A 16,091-nucleotide genomic window follows, 5' to 3' on the forward strand; every position below is an offset into this window, starting at 1 on the left:
ACAGAGCTGTCTCAAGTCGTCAAAAGACCCGCACACATAACCCGCAACCGGGCGTTCCGTGGGCGCCAAAACGACGAGGAGCTAGGCCAATGAGCCAGATTTCCCTTACATTTCCCGATGGCAATGCGCGCGAGTACGACGCAGGTGTGACCCCTGCCGAAGTCGCTGCTGGCATTTCCAACTCGCTGGCTAAGAAGGCCATTTCCGCCACTGTGAACGGAGCCCATTGGGACCTGCAATGGCCGATCAATGAAAATGCCGAGATCGCTATCCACACGATGAAGGATCCCGATCAGGCGCTGGAACTGATCCGGCACGACTTTGCCCACGTGATGGCACGTGCTGTGCAAGAGATCTGGCCGGACGTCAAAGTTACCATCGGCCCGGTCATCGATAACGGCTGGTATTATGACTTCGACCGCGAAGAGCCGTTCACACCGGAAGATCTGGGCGCGATCGAAGCCAAGATGAAAGAGATCATCAACAAGCGCGATCCCGTCACCACCGAAATCTGGGAACGTGACCGCGCGGTGAAGTTCTATCAGGCCAATAACGAGCCCTATAAGGTCGAGCTGATCGAAGCCATTCCGGGCGACGAACCGCTGCGCATGTATTGGCACGGTCACTGGCAGGATCTCTGCCGTGGTCCGCACCTGCAACACACAGGCCAGCTGCCCGCCGACTCGTTCAAACTGATGAGCGTGGCCGGTGCGTATTGGCGCGGTGATTCAGACCGCGCAATGCTGCAGCGGATCTATGGTGTCGCCTTCCAGAACAAAGATGGGCTGAAGAAGCACCTGCACATGCTGGAGGAAGCCGCCAAGCGTGACCACCGCAAGCTGGGTCGCGAGATGAACCTGTTCCACATGCAGGAAGAAGCGCCGGGTCAGATATTCTGGCACCCGAACGGCTGGACGATCTACACCCAACTGCAAGATTACATGCGCCGCCAGCAGCAAAAAGGCGGCTATGTCGAAGTGAACACCCCGCAAGTGGTGGATCGCCGCCTGTGGGAGGCCTCGGGCCACTGGGACAAATACCAGGAAAACATGTTCATCGTGGAAGTGGATGAAGAGCACGCCCGCGAAAAGGCTGTGAACGCGCTGAAGCCGATGAACTGTCCCTGCCACGTTCAGGTCTATAATCAGGGCCTGAAATCCTATCGCGACCTGCCGCTGCGCATGGCCGAGTTCGGATCGTGTAACCGCTATGAACCGTCGGGCGCTTTGCACGGCATCATGCGCGTGCGCGGCTTTACCCAAGATGACGCGCACATCTTCTGCACCGAAGCGCAGATCGAAGACGAAACGAAGCTGTTCATCGAATTCCTGTCCGACATCTATAAGGACTTGGGGTTCGAGAAGTTCTCGGTCAAATTCTCGGATCGCCCTGAAAAACGCTCGGGCTCTGATGAGGTGTGGGACAAATCCGAAGCCGCGCTGATGGCCGCCACCAAGGCAGCCGGATGCGAGTTCGAGCTGAATCCCGGCGAAGGCGCCTTCTATGGTCCGAAGTTGGAGTTTGTTCTGACCGACGCAATTGGCCGTGACTGGCAGTGTGGCACGCTGCAGGTCGATTTCGTTCTGCCGGAACGTCTGGACGCAAACTATGTCGGCGAAGACGGCGCCAAGCACCGCCCGGTCATGCTGCACCGCGCGACGCTGGGCTCGTTCGAGCGCTTCATTGGCATTCTGATCGAAGAACACGCGGGCAAACTGCCTTTCTGGCTGGCCCCGCGTCAGGTTGTTGTGGCCTCGATCGTGTCGGATGCGGATGACTTTGTGCAGGAAGTTGTCGCCGAGCTGAAAGCCAAGGGCATCCGTGCCGAGGCCGACATCCGGAACGAGAAGATCAACTATAAGGTCCGCGAACACTCTGTCGGCAAGGTTCCGGTGATCTTGGCCGTTGGTAAAAAAGAAGTCGAAGACGGCACCGTGTCTATGCGTCGTCTGGGCGAAAAGCATTCGAAGGTGCTTCCGCTGGCCCAAGTAGCGGCGGATTTGGCCATAGAAGCCACAGCCCCTGATCTGACCTGATCGCTAAATAAAACCAATTCAAGCGCCCTTTGACCCGGTCAGAGGGCGCTTTTTTGTATTTTGGGGTGTTACATAGGCTCACAAAGGACGTGATCCAGCCCCCGCCGCATTGCAGAAAACTGTAACATTACAGAAATCGGCGCCAGCTCCTTTGAAAGATGTGAACGGCGGGACAGCATATTTCGTTACAATCCATTGCAACGTGACAAATGCTAACCCGACGGAAACTCAAGTTTTCTTGGATCTTCGCGAAATCCCACCCAACCAAGCCGCTCACGCCCGCGTTATGTGCCGCTCGCGCTGACCTGACAGGCCCGTGATCCACGTTTTCGTGAGTGGAGACCACCCATTTCCCCGCTTAGCTTTTCCTTACCGCTTCGAGGCGGAACGAATTACAAACCCGAAAGGAAATACGATGTCGAAGAAAACTGTAGCCATCCTGGGCGCCGTCACCGCTGCTGTAGCTGCCAACGCTGCTCCGGCTTTTGCTGAAGACAACGAAAAATGCTTCGGCGTTTCGCTTGCAGGCCAGAATGACTGTGCAGCTGGTCCCGGCACCACCTGCGCCGGTTCGTCGACCGTCGACTATCAGGGCAACGCTTGGAAACTGGTTCCGGCTGGCACCTGCGAAACCATGGAAATCACCGATGCAGACGGCAAAAAGCACATGGGTTCGCTGGCCGCGACTGAAATGAACCTGCCCGGCTAATCCTTAAGGATCGCTGACTAGTCCCTAAAAAAGCGCTCTGGCCAAGGTCATTTGGCCAGAGCGACCAAAACAGACAAGAACACGAAGGGCTTTGACATGCTGGACCAACGCAACAACACGACGCTTCCCGACGGCGCTGGCGTTGGGTACAAGCCGCAGCATTTCCAAGACCTTCTAAACACCCCCGGTGCCGTCACTTGGCTGGAAATCCACGCCGAGAACTATATGGGCGATGGCGGTCGTCAGATCGCACAGCTGCGACACCTTGCGGAAAACTTCCCTATTTCCGTGCATGGCGTTGGCGCATCCATCGGCGGCGAAACGCGCTTGGACCCGGAACACCTGGCACGGCTGAAAAAGCTGGTGGATTGGCTGAACCCGGCCAGCTTCTCGGAGCATCTGGCGTGGTCGACCCATGACAGTGCATTCCTGAACGACCTTTTGCCCCTTCCCTATACGAACGACACGCTAACTCGCGTCACCGCGCATATTAACGAGGTGCAAGACCTGCTGGGTCGCAAGATGCTGCTGGAAAATCCGTCCTCGTATCTGGCCTTCGCCGAGAGCACGTGGTCCGAACCCGACTTCATCCGCGAAATCGCGCGCCGTACCGGCTGTGGCCTGCTCTTGGATGTGAACAACGTGTTCATCTCGGCCACCAATCTTGAGTTTGAAGCGCTGGATTATCTGGACGCCTACCCGCTGGAACTGGTCGAGGAAATCCACCTGGCCGGTCACGACGAAGACGCGGACGAACTGGGTCGCAAGCTGCTGATCGACAGCCACGGTAAGCCCGTGGACGAACCTGTCTGGGCGCTGTTTGACCATGTAATCGCCCGCACAGGTGCTCGCCCTGCCCTGATCGAGTGGGACAATGACGTGCCTGATTGGGACGTGCTGGAAAGCGAAGCCGCCCGCGCCACCGCGCAGATGGCAGCACAGACTCAAAAGGTGCCCGCATGACCCAAGACACGCTGACCCAAACGCCCGCGCGCAGCACCGTTTCTCAGGCCGAGTTTCGCACCGCGATCCTGAACGCGCAGGCCGATGTACCCGAGGGGCTGGTGAACCCGGATGGCCAGCAGGCGTCCAAACGCTTTTCGGTCTATCGCAACAACGTGGTGCACAGCCTGTCCGAGGCGATGCTGACCGGTTTCCCGGTACTGACCAAACTGTTGGGGGACGAATTCTTCCGCGAGATGGCCAAGGTCTATCTGCGTATCCACCCGCCCGCCTCGCAGTTGATGATGCATTACGGCGCTGCCTTTCCCGGCTTTCTAGAAAGCTTCCCCGGCACGCTACACCTGAAATACCTGCCCGATGTGGCCCGGTTGGAACTGGCCCTGCGCCGCGCCTATCACGCGGGCGATGCTGATCCGGTTGATCCGGCAGCGCTGACAGCCCTCAGCCAGCACGCGCTGATGGAATCCCACCTGGTGCTGGCCCCCGCCTGCGAGGTGCTGCGCGCCAAGTGGCCTGCGAAGTCCATCTGGGACTTCAACATGGCGGATGGTCCGCAGCCCAGTGCGGGCAGTGAAGACATCCTGATCTCGCGTATTGGGTTTGAACCGAAAACCTTTTTGCTGCCCGAAGGCGGTGCGGCCTTTGTCAGCTCGCTTCTGAAGGGACGCAGTTTTGGCACGGCGCTTGGGCTTGCCACATCCGAGACACCAGATTTCGACCTGACCTCCACGCTGACGACGCTGATCGCGGCGCAGGCCATAACCGGCATAGACCGGGACTAAGAAGAAGGAAGGACATCACCATGCAAGCCTTGGTGCACATTCACAACCGGCTGGCCGGACTGGCTGATCGCGCAGCCCCCGAAGCCCTGCCCCTATTGGCGCGCTTCACGTTTGCCGCGACACTCTTGGGCTATTTCTGGGCCTCGGCCCTGACCAAGGTGGGTCCGGGTCTTCTCGGGATCTTCAAACCCTCGCTTGGCGCCTATGCCCAGATCTTCCCCAAAGCGATGGAGGCCGCCAGCTATAACGTCGGTGATCTAACCTTCTTCCACTGGGCTGTGGTTTTCGCAGGCACCGTGGCCGAATTCATCCTGCCGCTTTTGATAGTGATCGGGCTGTTCACCCGCCTGGCGTCACTGAGCATGATCGGCTTTGTCATCGTGCAAAGCTTGACCGACCTGTTCGGTCATGGGGGAATTGAGCATGCGGAAACGCTTGGCGCCTGGTTCGATCGCATCCCCGACAGCCTTATTCTGGATCAGCGCCTGTTCTGGGTTGTCGTTTTGCTGATCCCCGTCCTGAAAGGCGCCGGATCGCTATCTGTAGATCGGCTTCTTAAGCTTAAGTAACGAGTGTTTTGTTTGCTTGTGTTGGAAAGAGCACCCCTCGGGGTGCTCTTTCTTTTCAACTACTTATCCAGCTCTTCGGGAAGAACCAGATTCAGCACTATCGACAGGAAGGCTGCGGGCAACAGGCCCGAGGTCAGAAGGATCTGCCACGTCCGCCCCATATGCTGAAGCGCTTCCGGTACCATCTGCAGACCCAGCCCCATCGACAGCGACACGGCGAAGATCACCATGTTGCGGCGATTCCAAGTGACCTCGGACAGCATGTTCAGACCAGCTGCAGCAACCATGCCGAACATCACGATTACACCGCCGCCCAGCACATTGATCGGCACCGTCGACACGATTGACCCGATCTTCGGCACCAGACCACACAGGATCAGGAACAGTGCACCGATGGTCACTACGTGGCGGCTCATCATTCCAGTCATGCTGATCAGCCCGACATTCTGACTGAACGAGGTATTGGGCAGCCCGCCAAAAATGCCGGCAATCGCAGTGCCCAACCCGTCAGCATAGGTCGCCCCCGAGATCTCTTTGTCCGTGGCTTCACGCCCTGCACCGCCTTTGGTGATGCCTGACGTATCCCCCACCGTCTCGATGGCCGAGATCACGGCCATGAAGCACATGCCAATGATGATCGCCCCGTTGAAGTCCATGCCCCACTTAAAGGGCGTCGGAAGTGCGAACCACGATGCGCGACCCACATTGCCGAAATCTACCTGCCCCATCATCAACGCAACCACATAGCCTACGACCAATCCGATCAGCACCGCCGCGACGGCCATAAAGCCGCGTGTGAAGAATTTGATGCCAAGTGTCACGACAATCACGACCAGTGCCGGGATCCACATGTTCAGACTGCCAAATTCTGGTTTACCCATGAGCGGCACCCCCCCGGCGGCGTATTGAATGCCCACCTTCACCAGCGATAAGCCGATCATCAGGACGATCAGTCCCGTAACCAACGGAGGAAGCGCGAAACGGATGCGCCCAATCACCGTACCCAGCAGGAAATGGAACACACCCCCAATGACGACGCCAGTCATCAGCCCGGCCATTCCAGCCACGCCCTGCCCCGCAACAGCCGGGATCATCACCGGAAGAAAGGCAAAACTCGTTCCTTGCACAATCGGCAGTCGCGCACCCACCGGCCCCATGCCGATGGTCTGAAACAGCGTCGCGATACCAGCAAACAGCATCGACATCTGGATCATGTACAGCATCACCGGAAAATCAGGCGAGTTCGATCCGAAACCGAACCCTGCTGCACCAGCAACAATAATCGCAGGCGTCACATTGGACGCGAACATCGCCAGGACGTGCTGAATGCCCAATGGCACGGCTTGTCCTAAGGGTGGCGTGTAATCTGGGTTTCGCAGGTTCTCTGCGCTTGCTAGGTCTGTCATGGTATGTCCCTGTTCTTCTTGGGGAAATCCCCAATAGTAGCGTGTTTTTCTTATCGTTGATGGGACGAGCGTGGCCAAAGACGGCGATTTTTGCAAATTCCAGTCACGCAGATGCAGAAACCATGCCGCCGCAGGGCGGCACAAAAACACCCGCAGAGTGCATCTGCGGGTGTTAAAAATCTTGAAATCTTTGGAACGTCTAGTGCGGATCAGGCTTCACTGCCGCCAGCGCCAGAATGCCACCCAGCGCGGCCAGCGCAATCGGGAACATCGTGAAAACGCCATAACCAAAAGCGAAATACATCCCAGCGGCCGAGGCCAGCATCAACCCGCCGCCAATTTGCGCCACAGACCGCGCCATCGCGCCACCAGCCAGCGCCAGAAGCGGCGCAATCAACGCAAACGCCCGCACGCGACCGGGGTTCTCGACCTGCTCGGCCAGATCCGGCAGCTCGCCAAATCGGTCAATCACTTCCGTGTAACCATATCCAAAAAATCCGACGATCATGCCCAACACACCAGCAATCACACCCAAAACCAAAGCGGCATTACGCATCGTTATCCTCCTGCTCTTTCATCCCAGATAAGGGATCAGGCGCCGTTCTCCAACCATTTCGCCTGCATTTTTGCGTCCCAACCCAGCGTCAACTGACCGTCCGCTTCAATCACCGGGCGCTTCATCAATGTGGGATGCTGCGCAAGAAGCGCAACGGGATCGCCCGCCCGTTCATCCTCGGACAGTCCACGCCACGTGGTTGACCGCTTGTTGACCAGCGCATCGCCGAAGGTGTCGAAAAACCGGGCAATATCAGCAGCGGAAACCCCATCGGCACGTACATCCACATAGTCCAGCGTGCGCCCGGCCCCCTCGAGCGCCTTCGCGGCCTTGCGGCAAGTGTCACAGTTTTTCAGTCCCCAGATGCGCATATTGCCCCCTGTCATATCCTTGTCATGCATCCTAATGATGATGCTGTCAGCGCCATTTATGGCCGTAAAACATACGAAGCGAAAGGTTGCAAAGACTTGCTGCAAATCAGGCGTTAACAAGGTTTTTCTTGCATTTATTAGCCTCTCGTCCCATGTCTGAGGGGTAAGACAGAACTATCTACCGCCTCCTTTCAGGCAGTCGGACGATACCTGATTGCGAACGAAGGCCCCGCACACTGCAGGGTTACATAAAGGAGAAGCGGATATGTCCGATAAAGAAACCGGCACCGTTAAATGGTTCAACACCACCAAAGGCTATGGCTTCATCGCGCCCGATAACGGCGGCAAAGACGTGTTTGTACACATCTCGGCTGTTGAGCGTTCGGGCCTGACCGGTCTGGCTGACAACACCAAAGTGGCTTACGAGCTACAAGAAGGTCGTGACGGTCGCCAGTCGGCTATTGATCTTGAGGTTCAGGGCTAAGCTAGCCTCGACCCGTTTGAATTTCGAAACCCCGCGGAGTGAATACTCGGCGGGGTTTTTCTTTGGGGGATCGCTTCATCTGCTGAGGGCGTCACCTGACCCTGGGTGGACATGAAATGAAAACGCTTCCCAGAATGTTAAGTGGTCATGAGGAAACTTCGCAACACCTTCAGGGGGCGTCACCCCTTCAATTCAGCCTCAAACTCACGCCACTCCCCCTTCGACATGCCCGAGTTCTTCTGCGTTACGTCCTCGCCTTTCAGCATCCGGCGGATGCACTCCATGGCGCGGCCGGACAGGTTGGCGCCGCCCAGACGGTAGTCCTCGAACGCGCCATAGGCGGCGGGGACCCAGTCGGCGACGACGTTGCAGATCGCATCCGCATAGACGCGGATTTCGTATTGAGCGTGGTGGTCGGCGCGCAGGCGTAGGAAGTGGAACAGGTTGTGCAGGTCCACCTTCCAGTACCATTGGGTGTAGATGTTGGCGGGCAGGTTCATGCGGGCCAGTTCGCGGGCCAGACCGTCCTGCCCTTCGTCACTGATCATTTCTTGATAGTGATCATAGGCGCGGTTGCTGTCGGCCTTCAGGATCTCCAGAACCCGCGCGGCTTCCTCGCCCTGCAAGGCTGCGCCCCGTCCTTGGTTGTTCACCACGGACTGTGCGGCGACGTGTTCGGGCGCCGGGATATAGAACTCGCGGTCAAGGATCGAATAGCGGGCCGAGTATTCGTTCACATTCGCGGTCCGGTGACGGATCCACTGGCGTGCCACGAAGACGGGCAGTTTCACGTGCAGCTTGATCTCGCACATCTCGAACGGGGTCGAGTGCCAGTGGCGCATCAGATAGCGGATCAGACCTTCGTCGTTTTGCACCGACTTGGTGCCCTTGCCATAGCTGACACGCGCGGCCTGACAGATCGCAGCATCGTCACCCATATAGTCGATCACCCGAACGAACCCGTGATCCAGAACTTCATGCGCGGTATACAGGTGTTTCTCCATCCCCTCGCTGATCGCGCGGCGGGTGGTGCCGGTCTGGGCGCGTTGGTCTTCAATTTCCTGAATTTGCTCGGGGCTAAGTGACATTGCGAATCTCTCGTATGTTGGCTGCCCCGCCACTATATCTAGTTGCGGCTTTCGGAAAAACAGCCATATGCCGTATTTCGTTTGTTTTGGCTTTTATCGCCCGGCTGAACTGTTAGGCTAATCCTCGAACCAGACTTGGATCGGAGATATTTCAATGAAAGTCCGCTATCTGCACACAATGGTCCGAGTAAAGGATCTGGAGGCCAGCATTCGCTTTTTCGAGCTTCTGGGCCTTGAGAAAACGCGTCATTCCGACTTTGAAGAGGGGCGGTTTTCACTGATATTCATGGCCCCGCCGGACCAACCCGAATGCCCGGTCGAGCTGACCCATAACTGGGATGGCGATGACGGGTTGCCGTCGGACAGCCGTCATTTCGGACATCTGGCCTATGAGGTCGAGGATATCTACGCCATGTGCCAACACCTGCAGGACAATGGCGTGGTGATCAACCGCCCACCGCGCGACGGGCGGATGGCTTTTGTGCGCTCGCCTGACAACGTGTCGGTTGAACTGTTGCAGGCCGGGACCCCCCTGCCATCGCAGGAACCCTGGGCCAGCATGGAAAACACCGGGCACTGGTGATGCCAGTTCGGGCGAAATTCGGAGCAACTGCCTTGCACTTCTTTAGGTGCATGGCGGTGATCTGTTTGATCCCGCAACTCGCGCTCTCGCAGTCTCAGTGCAGGCAGGCGCTTGCGATGGGGCTGGATATTTCGGGATCTGTCGACAGCCAAGAATATCGCCTGCAGTTGGATGGTCTGGCTGCCGCGTTAGAAAGCCCGGAAGTGGTGGCAAAACTGCTTGCCTCACCCGAGACAGTCATCGAACTGAGCATTTACGAATGGAGTGGTCCAGGACATCAGCGGATGTTGCAAAACTGGACTGCGCTAACCTCTGAAAGCGTGATTTCCGGCATTGCAGATCGACTACGCCGAACCACACGCATACCCGTCGATCCCTCGACCGGGTTGGGGCGCGCGATGCTTTACGGAGCCGAGCTGTTGTCGCAACGACCTGACTGCTGGTCCCACAGCCTTGACCTTTCAGGCGACGGACAATCAAATTCCGGTCCACGACCGCAAGACGTTCGACAAGATCCGCGACTGAGAAACGTTGTCGTCAACGCACTGGTCATCGGCGCATCTGTTCCCGACCGCGATCTGACCTCGTATTTCGAAGCCTATGTCCTGCACGGCATTGGGAGTTTCACCATCCAGGCCCGCAGTTTCAAAGAATTCGAATCCGCCATGATCAAGAAGATTTTGCGTGAAACGCAGGGGATGATGGTGTCAGACGCGTCGCCGCCCCTGCACGTCTCGGATCAATAGATATAACGAATCTGGTCGGTCCAGTACCGTTCGACACGTTTCAATGCGGTGTTGATGTCGTTGATGCCATCCGATGACAGCACATCGCGCGACTGCAATCCGTCCGCGTGACGCTCGAACAATCCGGCGACAGTATCGCGGATCAGGCGGCCTTTTTCTGTCAGGCGCACCCGAACCGAGCGGCGGTCAATCTCGCACCGTTGATGGTGCATATAGCCCATCTCGACCAGTTTCTTCAGATTATAGGACACGTTGGAGCCCTGATAATAACCGCGGCTTTTCAGCTCGCCCGCTGTTACCTCGTTATCACCGATGTTGAACAGTAAAAGCGCCTGAACCGCATTCACTTCCAACACGCCGACACGTTCAAATTCATCCTTGATTACATCAAGCAATAATCTGTGCAAACGCTCGACCAAAGCCAGCGCCTCAAGATATTGCACTACGAAGCCATGATTGACTGTTTGCCCGATCTGCAAATGCATGCTCATCCGTCTCTCCGAACCGTTACTGTGACGACTCTTGAGGTTGAAAGAAGAACATTCAGTTAAATATGTCGTGAAACCACCGACAAGATCGGGAAAATTTTCGGAAAATCGCCGTGCGAACAGGGTGCAATCAGCGCGATTGCATATGGTTGGCAATTCGAGAGATCAGCTCGGACAGGGCTTCTGGAGCGTCCTGTTGACCCGACACCCACTGATAGAGATCCTGATCGTTTTCACCCAACAGCGCCTCGTACAGATCCAACTCATCCGCGCTCATGTCTTCCAGATGATCGTCGGCATAGCGCGTCAGGATGATGTCCATTTCCTTGATCCCGCGCCGCATCGACCGCATGGCCAACCGCTTGACACGATGCTCGGGTGTCTCGCCCGCATGCGCGCCGGGAGTTTCCTTCAGCTGATCATAGGGAATACCGCTCATCTCTTATCCTTCCAGCCGCTTACGCAGGCGTTTTTCAAGCCGCCCCAGCTGGTCGGCCGAGCGGTTCATCTGCATCTTGATGTCACGAATTTCAAGCAGAAGGTCGCGCACTTCCGGGGCTTCGCCATTCTCAAGCGCCGGTTCTTCAACCCCTTCCCCTTCACCGGTCAAAAGCCAGCGCATGGAGACGTTCAAGACGCCCGAAACCATCTGTAGTTTGTTGGCGCGGGGTTCGGACAGATCCTCTTCCCATCCACGCAAAGTTTTCAGCTTGATACCCAGTCGTCTAGCCAAGTCGGATTGCGACATATTTACAGCTTCGCGGGCGGCAGCAAGGCGATCCCCAAAGGTCGCAGCATCCTCGGAAAACCAGTCACCGTTTGATTCAGTTTGTTCCATGCCTGTCTCTCCTCATACAATGTCGACAACCGGCACCTGATGATGCTTGATCAGCTTCGCGGCGCACCCTAGAAGAATTGTGACCAACATACAAACCGAGGCCGCCATGTCTTTCCTCTCCGCGACACTTGACCGCGTAAAACCTTCTCCGACCATCGCTGTTTCCACTCTTGCAGCCGAGCTGAAAGCAGCCGGGCGCGATGTGATCGGACTTGGCGCAGGCGAGCCGGATTTCGACACGCCCGAGAACATCAAAGCCGCGGGGAAAGCCGCGATTGATGCGGGCAAAACAAAATACACGGCGCCAGACGGGATGCCCGAGCTGAAGCAGGCGATCTGCGACAAGTTCAAGCGCGAGAATGGGCTGGACTATACACCTGCTCAGGTGTCTGTCGGAACAGGCGGAAAGCAGATCCTTTACAATGCGCTGATGGCCACGCTGAACCCGGGCGACGAGGTGATCATCCCGGCCCCCTATTGGGTCAGCTATCCCGACATGGTGCTTCTGGCCGGCGGCGAACCCGTGGTGGTCGAATGCCCGATCGAAACCGGGTTCCGCATGACACCCGAACAGCTTGAGGCCGCGATCACGCCGAAAACCAAATGGCTGATCTTCAACTCGCCGTCGAACCCGACGGGCGCAGGGTATTCACGCGCGGAACTGAAGGCTCTGACGGACGTTCTGATGCGTCACCCGCAAGTCTGGGTGATGACGGATGATATGTATGAACACCTTGCCTACGATGATTTCGAGTTCTGCACCCCTGCCGAGGTCGAACCCGGCCTGTATGACCGCACGCTGACCTGTAACGGCGTGTCCAAAGCCTATGCCATGACCGGTTGGCGGATCGGCTATGCTGCGGGACCTGTGGAATTGATCGCTGCCATGCGCAAGATTCAGTCTCAGTCGACCTCGAACCCTTGTTCGGTCAGCCAGTGGGCTGCCGTCGAGGCGCTGAACGGACCGCAGGACTTCATTGCCGAGAACAACAAGATGTTCGTGCGTCGTCGTGATCTGGTGGTCGACATGCTGAACGCCGCCGAAGGGATCGAATGCCCGGTGCCGGATGGGGCGTTTTACGTCTACCCCTCGATCAAGGATTGCATCGGCAAGACCTCGGCTGGGGGCGTGAAGATCGACACGGATGAAGTTTTCGCCAAGGCGCTTCTGGAAGAGAAAGGCGTGGCAGTGGTCTTTGGCTCGGCCTTCGGTCTGTCGCCGAACTTCCGTGTCAGCTATGCCACGTCGGACGACGCGCTGACCGAAGCCTGCACACGCATTCAGGATTTCTGTGCTTCTTTGGTATAGAACCAAAAGCGATCCGAATCGAAAGGTCCCAGATGACTGCTGTCTTGCCAGATTACTATTTCCGCGTCCGTGAAAACGGTGCCTTCGTCTTCAAGGTTGATACGGAAAATCGGCAGCGCCGGATCGAGCTGGACCAGATCGCGGTCGTGAACATCAAGAACGGCGATGTGAAACCCCAAGGGGGTCGTGAGCTGTCCGATGAGGACAAAGCCGCGATCTCGGATTGGATGGAGCAACGCCGCGCCCAGCTTAAACAGCGCGATATCGATGACATCCTGCGCACCGTCGATCACCTGAACCTGACCACGCATTGGGCGCAGGCCCGTGCCTCGGATGAGGATCTGGAACAGGTGACCGACGCGCTGTTGCTGGCCATGCATGATTTGCGCACGATGTTGGTGCGCAAGAAGGCGGATCGGTTGATCAAAGGCTAATCGCCGCCTCAGATGGTACGTGTGGTCGTCTGCAGCGTCAGGCGGATGCGCCAATACGCGAAGATTGCATCCAGAAGCGCCACGACATGAAGGCGCCTGCGCAGAGCAATCCCAAAAGCAGTCCCCACCAGACGCCGACCGCGCCAAAGCCCATCGTGATACCAAGCACATAGGACGACCCCATTCCAACCACCCAATAGCTAAGGCTGGCGATGACCATCGGCACACGCGTGTCCTGTACGCCCCGCAGAAGCCCCATGGCAATGGCCTGCGCGCCATCTGCAAACTGGAACAGGGCTGCGACCACAAGCAATGCGGTACCAAGGACAACGATCTCGTCGCGCAAGACCTCGGCTGGGTCCAAGAACAGTTGGATCAGCGGCTCGGGGAACACAAAGAACAAGATGACCGTCAGCCCGCCGAACAGGACGGACGCCAGTGTCGCCGCCAACGCCCCCCGACGTAGCCCGAGTTCGTCCTTGCGGCCAAGCGCACGGCCTGCGCGCACAGTTGCTGTCATCGACAAGCCAAGATGCACCATGAAGAAGGTCGCGGTGATCTGAAGCGCGATCCCGTGGGCCGCCAGCTCTACCGTGCCAATCAACCCCACCACGATGGTCGAGGCCGAAAACATCCCCACCTCGGCCAGAGTGGTCAATCCAATCGGAACGCCCAGTTTCAGCAGGTCGATCAAGGCCTCCCAATCCGGCTTCCACAGCCGCTGGAACAACGCTTGTTCCGGGTTCAGACGCGCTGCGTACATCCACAGGACAATCCCTGCTGCGATCTGAATGGTGACAGAGGCGATCGCCGCCCCGCGGACACCCAGTTCCGGTGCGCCCCAATTGCCGAAGATCAGCGCATAGTTGATGACCCCATTCATCACGGCCGCAATGATGGTCGCCCACAGCACAATCCGCGCGTGCTCTAACGCTGACAGATAACTGCGCAAGGCCATCACGCCCAGCGCCGGAATCAAGCCAAAGCCCGCAATCCGCAAGTAATCCTGCGCAATCAGGCTAAGCCCCTCGTCCTGCCCCATCGCCTGAAGGATCGGCGCGGACATCCACATCAGGGGCAACACCGCGAGGGCAAAGCCGATCGAGATCCAAAGCGCCATCCGGGTCAGGCGACGGACACGGACGTCGTCTCCGGCCTCGGCGGCTTCGGCAACCATGGGCATCAACGCAAAGGCCGGCCCCGATCCCATGATCAGAAAGATGAAAAAGAACGTGCCGGCCAAGGTAACGGCGGCCAGTTCCTCGACACCGTACCACCCCAGCATGATCGTGTCGGTGATTTGCACCGAAAACTGCGCCAGCTGCGAGGCCACCAAGGGCGTACCCAGAACCAAAACGGCACGCATGTGCTGAGGGAGAGTCATTACTTGTGTCATGATCCACCTCTATTCCCGGTGGTACGGTTGGGCAAGCACAGAGTGTTGGCGCTATCGCAGCATTGCCAGTAGCGCTTTGGATGGGGTACCCGTCACAAGAAGTCCGCGCGACCGCTGGAACGCTTTGATCGCGGCATAGGTCTTGTTCCCCAGAACGCCATCGGCCTCTCCGGTGTCAAAGCCTGCGCGTGTCAGCCCTTTCTGCAGCGCTTTGCGGTCGTCCAATGTTAGCCCGTGTTCGTCTGTACCGAACGAAGCACGAAGGGCGGGACGCCCGACCAGACGGTCTGACAGATGCCCCACGCCGATGATGTATTTCTGGGCGTTGTTGTACCTGCCGAGCACACCGTAGTTGTGGTAGACCTCGAACACCGGCCCACTGTCTCCCGCAGGCTTCACGACGCGACCCCGACCAGATGGTTCACGTCCTGTAATTTCCGTTCCCCAGCGTTGCCCGCGTTTCCAGCCTGATCGGCTGAGGTAAGCGGCAGTCGAAGCCAACGCATCCGTGGGATCATCCGACCAGATGTCGCGTTTGCCGTCACCCTGGAAGTCCACCGCATATGCCAGATACGAGGTCGGGATGAACTGCGTATGCCCCATCGCGCCCGCCCAACTGCCGGTCATCCGCGCGGGTGTGACGTCACCACGCGCAAAGATTTTAATCGCGGCGGCCATCTGGCCTTCGAAGAAGCGACCACGCCGCCCATCAAAGGCAAGCGTCGCCAAGGCGGACATCACAGGCACGTCGCCGCGCCGCGCACCATAGCGGCTTTCCACGCCCCAGATGGCGACGATCACCTCTTTCTCGACACCGTATTTTGCCTCGAGCCTGTTCAAAAGGCGCGCGTGTTTGGACAGCATCGCGCGCCCTTTCTCGATCCGCGCGTCAGATGCGGCGATGGCCAAGTAGTCTTCGAACGAGCGCACGAACTCGGTTTGATTGCGGTCGCGTTCGACCACACCGGGCAGAAAGCCCACATCGCGGAAGGCACGATTAACGGTGGATGGGGAAAGCCCCCGTGCGATCATCCTTTTCTTGGCACCTGGCACCCAGGCATCAAACCGTGCGTTCGGGGCCACCCGCATTCCGCCTTGCGTGCTGCGCACGGCGCTCCCCCCTGCTCCACCCGATTGACAGGCCACTAGGGACAGCGCCGACATACCGGCCAGAATGAAACGTCTGGAATAGATCATGAAACCACCTGCACTGCTTGAATACGATGCGCTTTGGGATCCGTGCGCAAACTTGTTTTCTCAAGACTAACCCGCCTCAACAAAAGATTGAATGAAAAAGGGGCGCCGAAGCGCCCCTTGTCTTTCTGTTTCGTCG

General features: G+C 57.8%; 19 protein-coding genes. 10 read left to right on the plus strand and 9 right to left on the minus strand.

Features of this window, described 5'->3' with window-relative positions; genetic code table 11:
• Positions 1–89 precede the first annotated feature (89 nt).
• The 5 genes from thrS to ALP8811_RS08600 all read left to right on the plus strand — a co-directional run bounded on the left by thrS (position 90) and on the right by ALP8811_RS08600 (position 5,059).
• Positions 90–2,036: a threonine--tRNA ligase gene (thrS, locus tag ALP8811_RS08580; RefSeq protein ID WP_108856700.1), complete on the plus strand. Its 1,947-nt coding sequence runs from the start codon at positions 90–92 to the stop codon at positions 2,034–2,036.
• Between the two features lie 415 nt (positions 2,037–2,451).
• Entirely contained in the window at positions 2,452–2,745 is a 294-nt protein-coding gene (locus tag ALP8811_RS08585; protein ID WP_108856701.1) for a BufA1 family periplasmic bufferin-type metallophore, read from the plus strand.
• 96 nt (positions 2,746–2,841) lie between these two features.
• Positions 2,842–3,708 (plus strand): MNIO family bufferin maturase, encoded by an 867-nt coding sequence (bufB, locus tag ALP8811_RS08590; protein ID WP_108856702.1) that lies wholly within the window; start codon positions 2,842–2,844, stop codon positions 3,706–3,708.
• On the plus strand, positions 3,705–4,490 hold the full coding sequence (locus ALP8811_RS08595; RefSeq protein ID WP_108856703.1) for an HvfC/BufC N-terminal domain-containing protein: 786 nt from the start codon (positions 3,705–3,707) through the stop codon (positions 4,488–4,490). The genes bufB and ALP8811_RS08595 overlap by 4 nt, the downstream gene beginning before the upstream one ends.
• Positions 4,491–4,510: 20 nt before the next feature.
• A complete protein-coding gene (locus ALP8811_RS08600; protein WP_108856704.1) occupies positions 4,511–5,059 on the plus strand; it encodes a DoxX family protein in 549 nt (182 codons plus the stop codon).
• A gap of 59 nt (positions 5,060–5,118) precedes the next feature.
• Here the strand turns inward: ALP8811_RS08600 and ALP8811_RS08605 are convergent, their stop codons facing one another.
• The 3 genes from ALP8811_RS08605 to ALP8811_RS08615 form a co-directional block, all read right to left on the minus strand.
• The gene (locus ALP8811_RS08605) at positions 5,119–6,465 is read right to left on the minus strand and encodes a uracil-xanthine permease family protein (protein ID WP_108856705.1); all 1,347 of its coding nucleotides are present in this window, start codon (positions 6,463–6,465) and stop codon (positions 5,119–5,121) included.
• 199 nt (positions 6,466–6,664) lie between these two features.
• Positions 6,665–7,021, minus strand: coding sequence for a hypothetical protein (locus ALP8811_RS08610; protein WP_108856706.1), 357 nt, complete (start codon positions 7,019–7,021; stop codon positions 6,665–6,667).
• Positions 7,022–7,056: 35 nt separating this feature from the next.
• Complete coding sequence (locus tag ALP8811_RS08615; protein ID WP_108856707.1) at positions 7,057–7,392, minus strand: arsenate reductase family protein; 336 nt, start codon at positions 7,390–7,392, stop codon at positions 7,057–7,059.
• 265 nt (positions 7,393–7,657) lie between these two features.
• Here ALP8811_RS08615 and ALP8811_RS08620 point away from each other — a divergent pair, with 265 nt between their 5' ends.
• On the plus strand, positions 7,658–7,876 hold the full coding sequence (locus tag ALP8811_RS08620) for a cold-shock protein (protein WP_108856708.1): 219 nt from the start codon (positions 7,658–7,660) through the stop codon (positions 7,874–7,876).
• A 179-nt stretch (positions 7,877–8,055) separates the two neighbouring features.
• Here the strand turns inward: ALP8811_RS08620 and thyX are convergent, their stop codons facing one another.
• The gene (thyX, locus tag ALP8811_RS08625; protein ID WP_108856709.1) at positions 8,056–8,964 is read right to left on the minus strand and encodes an FAD-dependent thymidylate synthase; all 909 of its coding nucleotides are present in this window, start codon (positions 8,962–8,964) and stop codon (positions 8,056–8,058) included.
• Between the two features lie 154 nt (positions 8,965–9,118).
• Between thyX and ALP8811_RS08630 the strand changes: the two genes are divergently transcribed.
• Entirely contained in the window at positions 9,119–9,547 is a 429-nt protein-coding gene (locus ALP8811_RS08630; protein WP_108856710.1) for a VOC family protein, read from the plus strand.
• Between the two features lie 50 nt (positions 9,548–9,597).
• Positions 9,598–10,293, plus strand: a complete 696-nt coding sequence (locus tag ALP8811_RS08635) for a DUF1194 domain-containing protein (RefSeq protein WP_108856711.1) — start codon at positions 9,598–9,600, stop codon at positions 10,291–10,293.
• Here the strand turns inward: ALP8811_RS08635 and ALP8811_RS08640 are convergent.
• From ALP8811_RS08640 to ALP8811_RS08650, 3 genes are all read right to left on the minus strand, one after another.
• Complete coding sequence (locus ALP8811_RS08640; RefSeq protein ID WP_181363723.1) at positions 10,287–10,784, minus strand: MarR family winged helix-turn-helix transcriptional regulator; 498 nt, start codon at positions 10,782–10,784, stop codon at positions 10,287–10,289. The genes ALP8811_RS08635 and ALP8811_RS08640 overlap by 7 nt on opposite strands.
• A gap of 127 nt (positions 10,785–10,911) precedes the next feature.
• Positions 10,912–11,220 (minus strand): succinate dehydrogenase assembly factor 2, encoded by a 309-nt coding sequence (locus ALP8811_RS08645; protein WP_108856712.1) that lies wholly within the window; start codon positions 11,218–11,220, stop codon positions 10,912–10,914.
• 3 nt (positions 11,221–11,223) lie between these two features.
• A complete protein-coding gene (locus ALP8811_RS08650; protein WP_108856713.1) occupies positions 11,224–11,619 on the minus strand; it encodes a helix-turn-helix domain-containing protein in 396 nt (131 codons plus the stop codon).
• A gap of 106 nt (positions 11,620–11,725) precedes the next feature.
• Between ALP8811_RS08650 and ALP8811_RS08655 the strand changes: the two genes are divergently transcribed.
• Both ALP8811_RS08655 and ALP8811_RS08660 read left to right on the plus strand, forming a co-directional pair.
• Complete coding sequence (locus ALP8811_RS08655) at positions 11,726–12,928, plus strand: pyridoxal phosphate-dependent aminotransferase (RefSeq protein ID WP_108856714.1); 1,203 nt, start codon at positions 11,726–11,728, stop codon at positions 12,926–12,928.
• Positions 12,929–12,960: 32 nt separating this feature from the next.
• The gene (locus tag ALP8811_RS08660) at positions 12,961–13,362 is read left to right on the plus strand and encodes a hypothetical protein (RefSeq protein ID WP_108856715.1); all 402 of its coding nucleotides are present in this window, start codon (positions 12,961–12,963) and stop codon (positions 13,360–13,362) included.
• Between the two features lie 37 nt (positions 13,363–13,399).
• Here ALP8811_RS08660 and ALP8811_RS08665 read toward each other — a convergent pair whose 3' ends face one another.
• Entirely contained in the window at positions 13,400–14,758 is a 1,359-nt protein-coding gene (locus tag ALP8811_RS08665; RefSeq protein WP_108856716.1) for an MATE family efflux transporter, read from the minus strand.
• 51 nt (positions 14,759–14,809) lie between these two features.
• Complete coding sequence (locus ALP8811_RS08670; protein WP_108856717.1) at positions 14,810–15,955, minus strand: lytic murein transglycosylase; 1,146 nt, start codon at positions 15,953–15,955, stop codon at positions 14,810–14,812.
• Positions 15,956–16,091: the final 136 nt, after the last annotated feature.

Origin of the sequence: Aliiroseovarius pelagivivens (genome assembly GCF_900302485.1) — a bacterium.
Classification (GTDB): Bacteria; Pseudomonadota; Alphaproteobacteria; order Rhodobacterales; family Rhodobacteraceae; genus Aliiroseovarius; species Aliiroseovarius pelagivivens.

Bases quoted from the DNA above. Each gene is read 5' to 3' on its own strand.
- thrS (WP_108856700.1), top strand. From the start codon at position 90: ATGAGCCAGATTTCCCTTACATTTCCCGATGGCAATGCGCGCGAGTAC.
- ALP8811_RS08585 (WP_108856701.1), top strand. From the start codon at position 2,452: ATGTCGAAGAAAACTGTAGCCATCCTGGGCGCCGTCACCGCTGCTGTA.
- bufB (WP_108856702.1), top strand. From the start codon at position 2,842: ATGCTGGACCAACGCAACAACACGACGCTTCCCGACGGCGCTGGCGTT.
- ALP8811_RS08595 (WP_108856703.1), top strand. From the start codon at position 3,705: ATGACCCAAGACACGCTGACCCAAACGCCCGCGCGCAGCACCGTTTCT.
- ALP8811_RS08600 (WP_108856704.1), top strand. From the start codon at position 4,511: ATGCAAGCCTTGGTGCACATTCACAACCGGCTGGCCGGACTGGCTGAT.
- ALP8811_RS08605 (WP_108856705.1), bottom strand. From the start codon at position 6,465: ATGACAGACCTAGCAAGCGCAGAGAACCTGCGAAACCCAGATTACACG.
- ALP8811_RS08610 (WP_108856706.1), bottom strand. From the start codon at position 7,021: ATGCGTAATGCCGCTTTGGTTTTGGGTGTGATTGCTGGTGTGTTGGGC.
- ALP8811_RS08615 (WP_108856707.1), bottom strand. From the start codon at position 7,392: ATGCGCATCTGGGGACTGAAAAACTGTGACACTTGCCGCAAGGCCGCG.
- ALP8811_RS08620 (WP_108856708.1), top strand. From the start codon at position 7,658: ATGTCCGATAAAGAAACCGGCACCGTTAAATGGTTCAACACCACCAAA.
- thyX (WP_108856709.1), bottom strand. From the start codon at position 8,964: ATGTCACTTAGCCCCGAGCAAATTCAGGAAATTGAAGACCAACGCGCC.
- ALP8811_RS08630 (WP_108856710.1), top strand. From the start codon at position 9,119: ATGAAAGTCCGCTATCTGCACACAATGGTCCGAGTAAAGGATCTGGAG.
- ALP8811_RS08635 (WP_108856711.1), top strand. From the start codon at position 9,598: ATGGCGGTGATCTGTTTGATCCCGCAACTCGCGCTCTCGCAGTCTCAG.
- ALP8811_RS08640 (WP_181363723.1), bottom strand. From the start codon at position 10,784: ATGAGCATGCATTTGCAGATCGGGCAAACAGTCAATCATGGCTTCGTA.
- ALP8811_RS08645 (WP_108856712.1), bottom strand. From the start codon at position 11,220: ATGAGCGGTATTCCCTATGATCAGCTGAAGGAAACTCCCGGCGCGCAT.
- ALP8811_RS08650 (WP_108856713.1), bottom strand. From the start codon at position 11,619: ATGGAACAAACTGAATCAAACGGTGACTGGTTTTCCGAGGATGCTGCG.
- ALP8811_RS08655 (WP_108856714.1), top strand. From the start codon at position 11,726: ATGTCTTTCCTCTCCGCGACACTTGACCGCGTAAAACCTTCTCCGACC.
- ALP8811_RS08660 (WP_108856715.1), top strand. From the start codon at position 12,961: ATGACTGCTGTCTTGCCAGATTACTATTTCCGCGTCCGTGAAAACGGT.
- ALP8811_RS08665 (WP_108856716.1), bottom strand. From the start codon at position 14,758: ATGACACAAGTAATGACTCTCCCTCAGCACATGCGTGCCGTTTTGGTT.
- ALP8811_RS08670 (WP_108856717.1), bottom strand. From the start codon at position 15,955: ATGATCTATTCCAGACGTTTCATTCTGGCCGGTATGTCGGCGCTGTCC.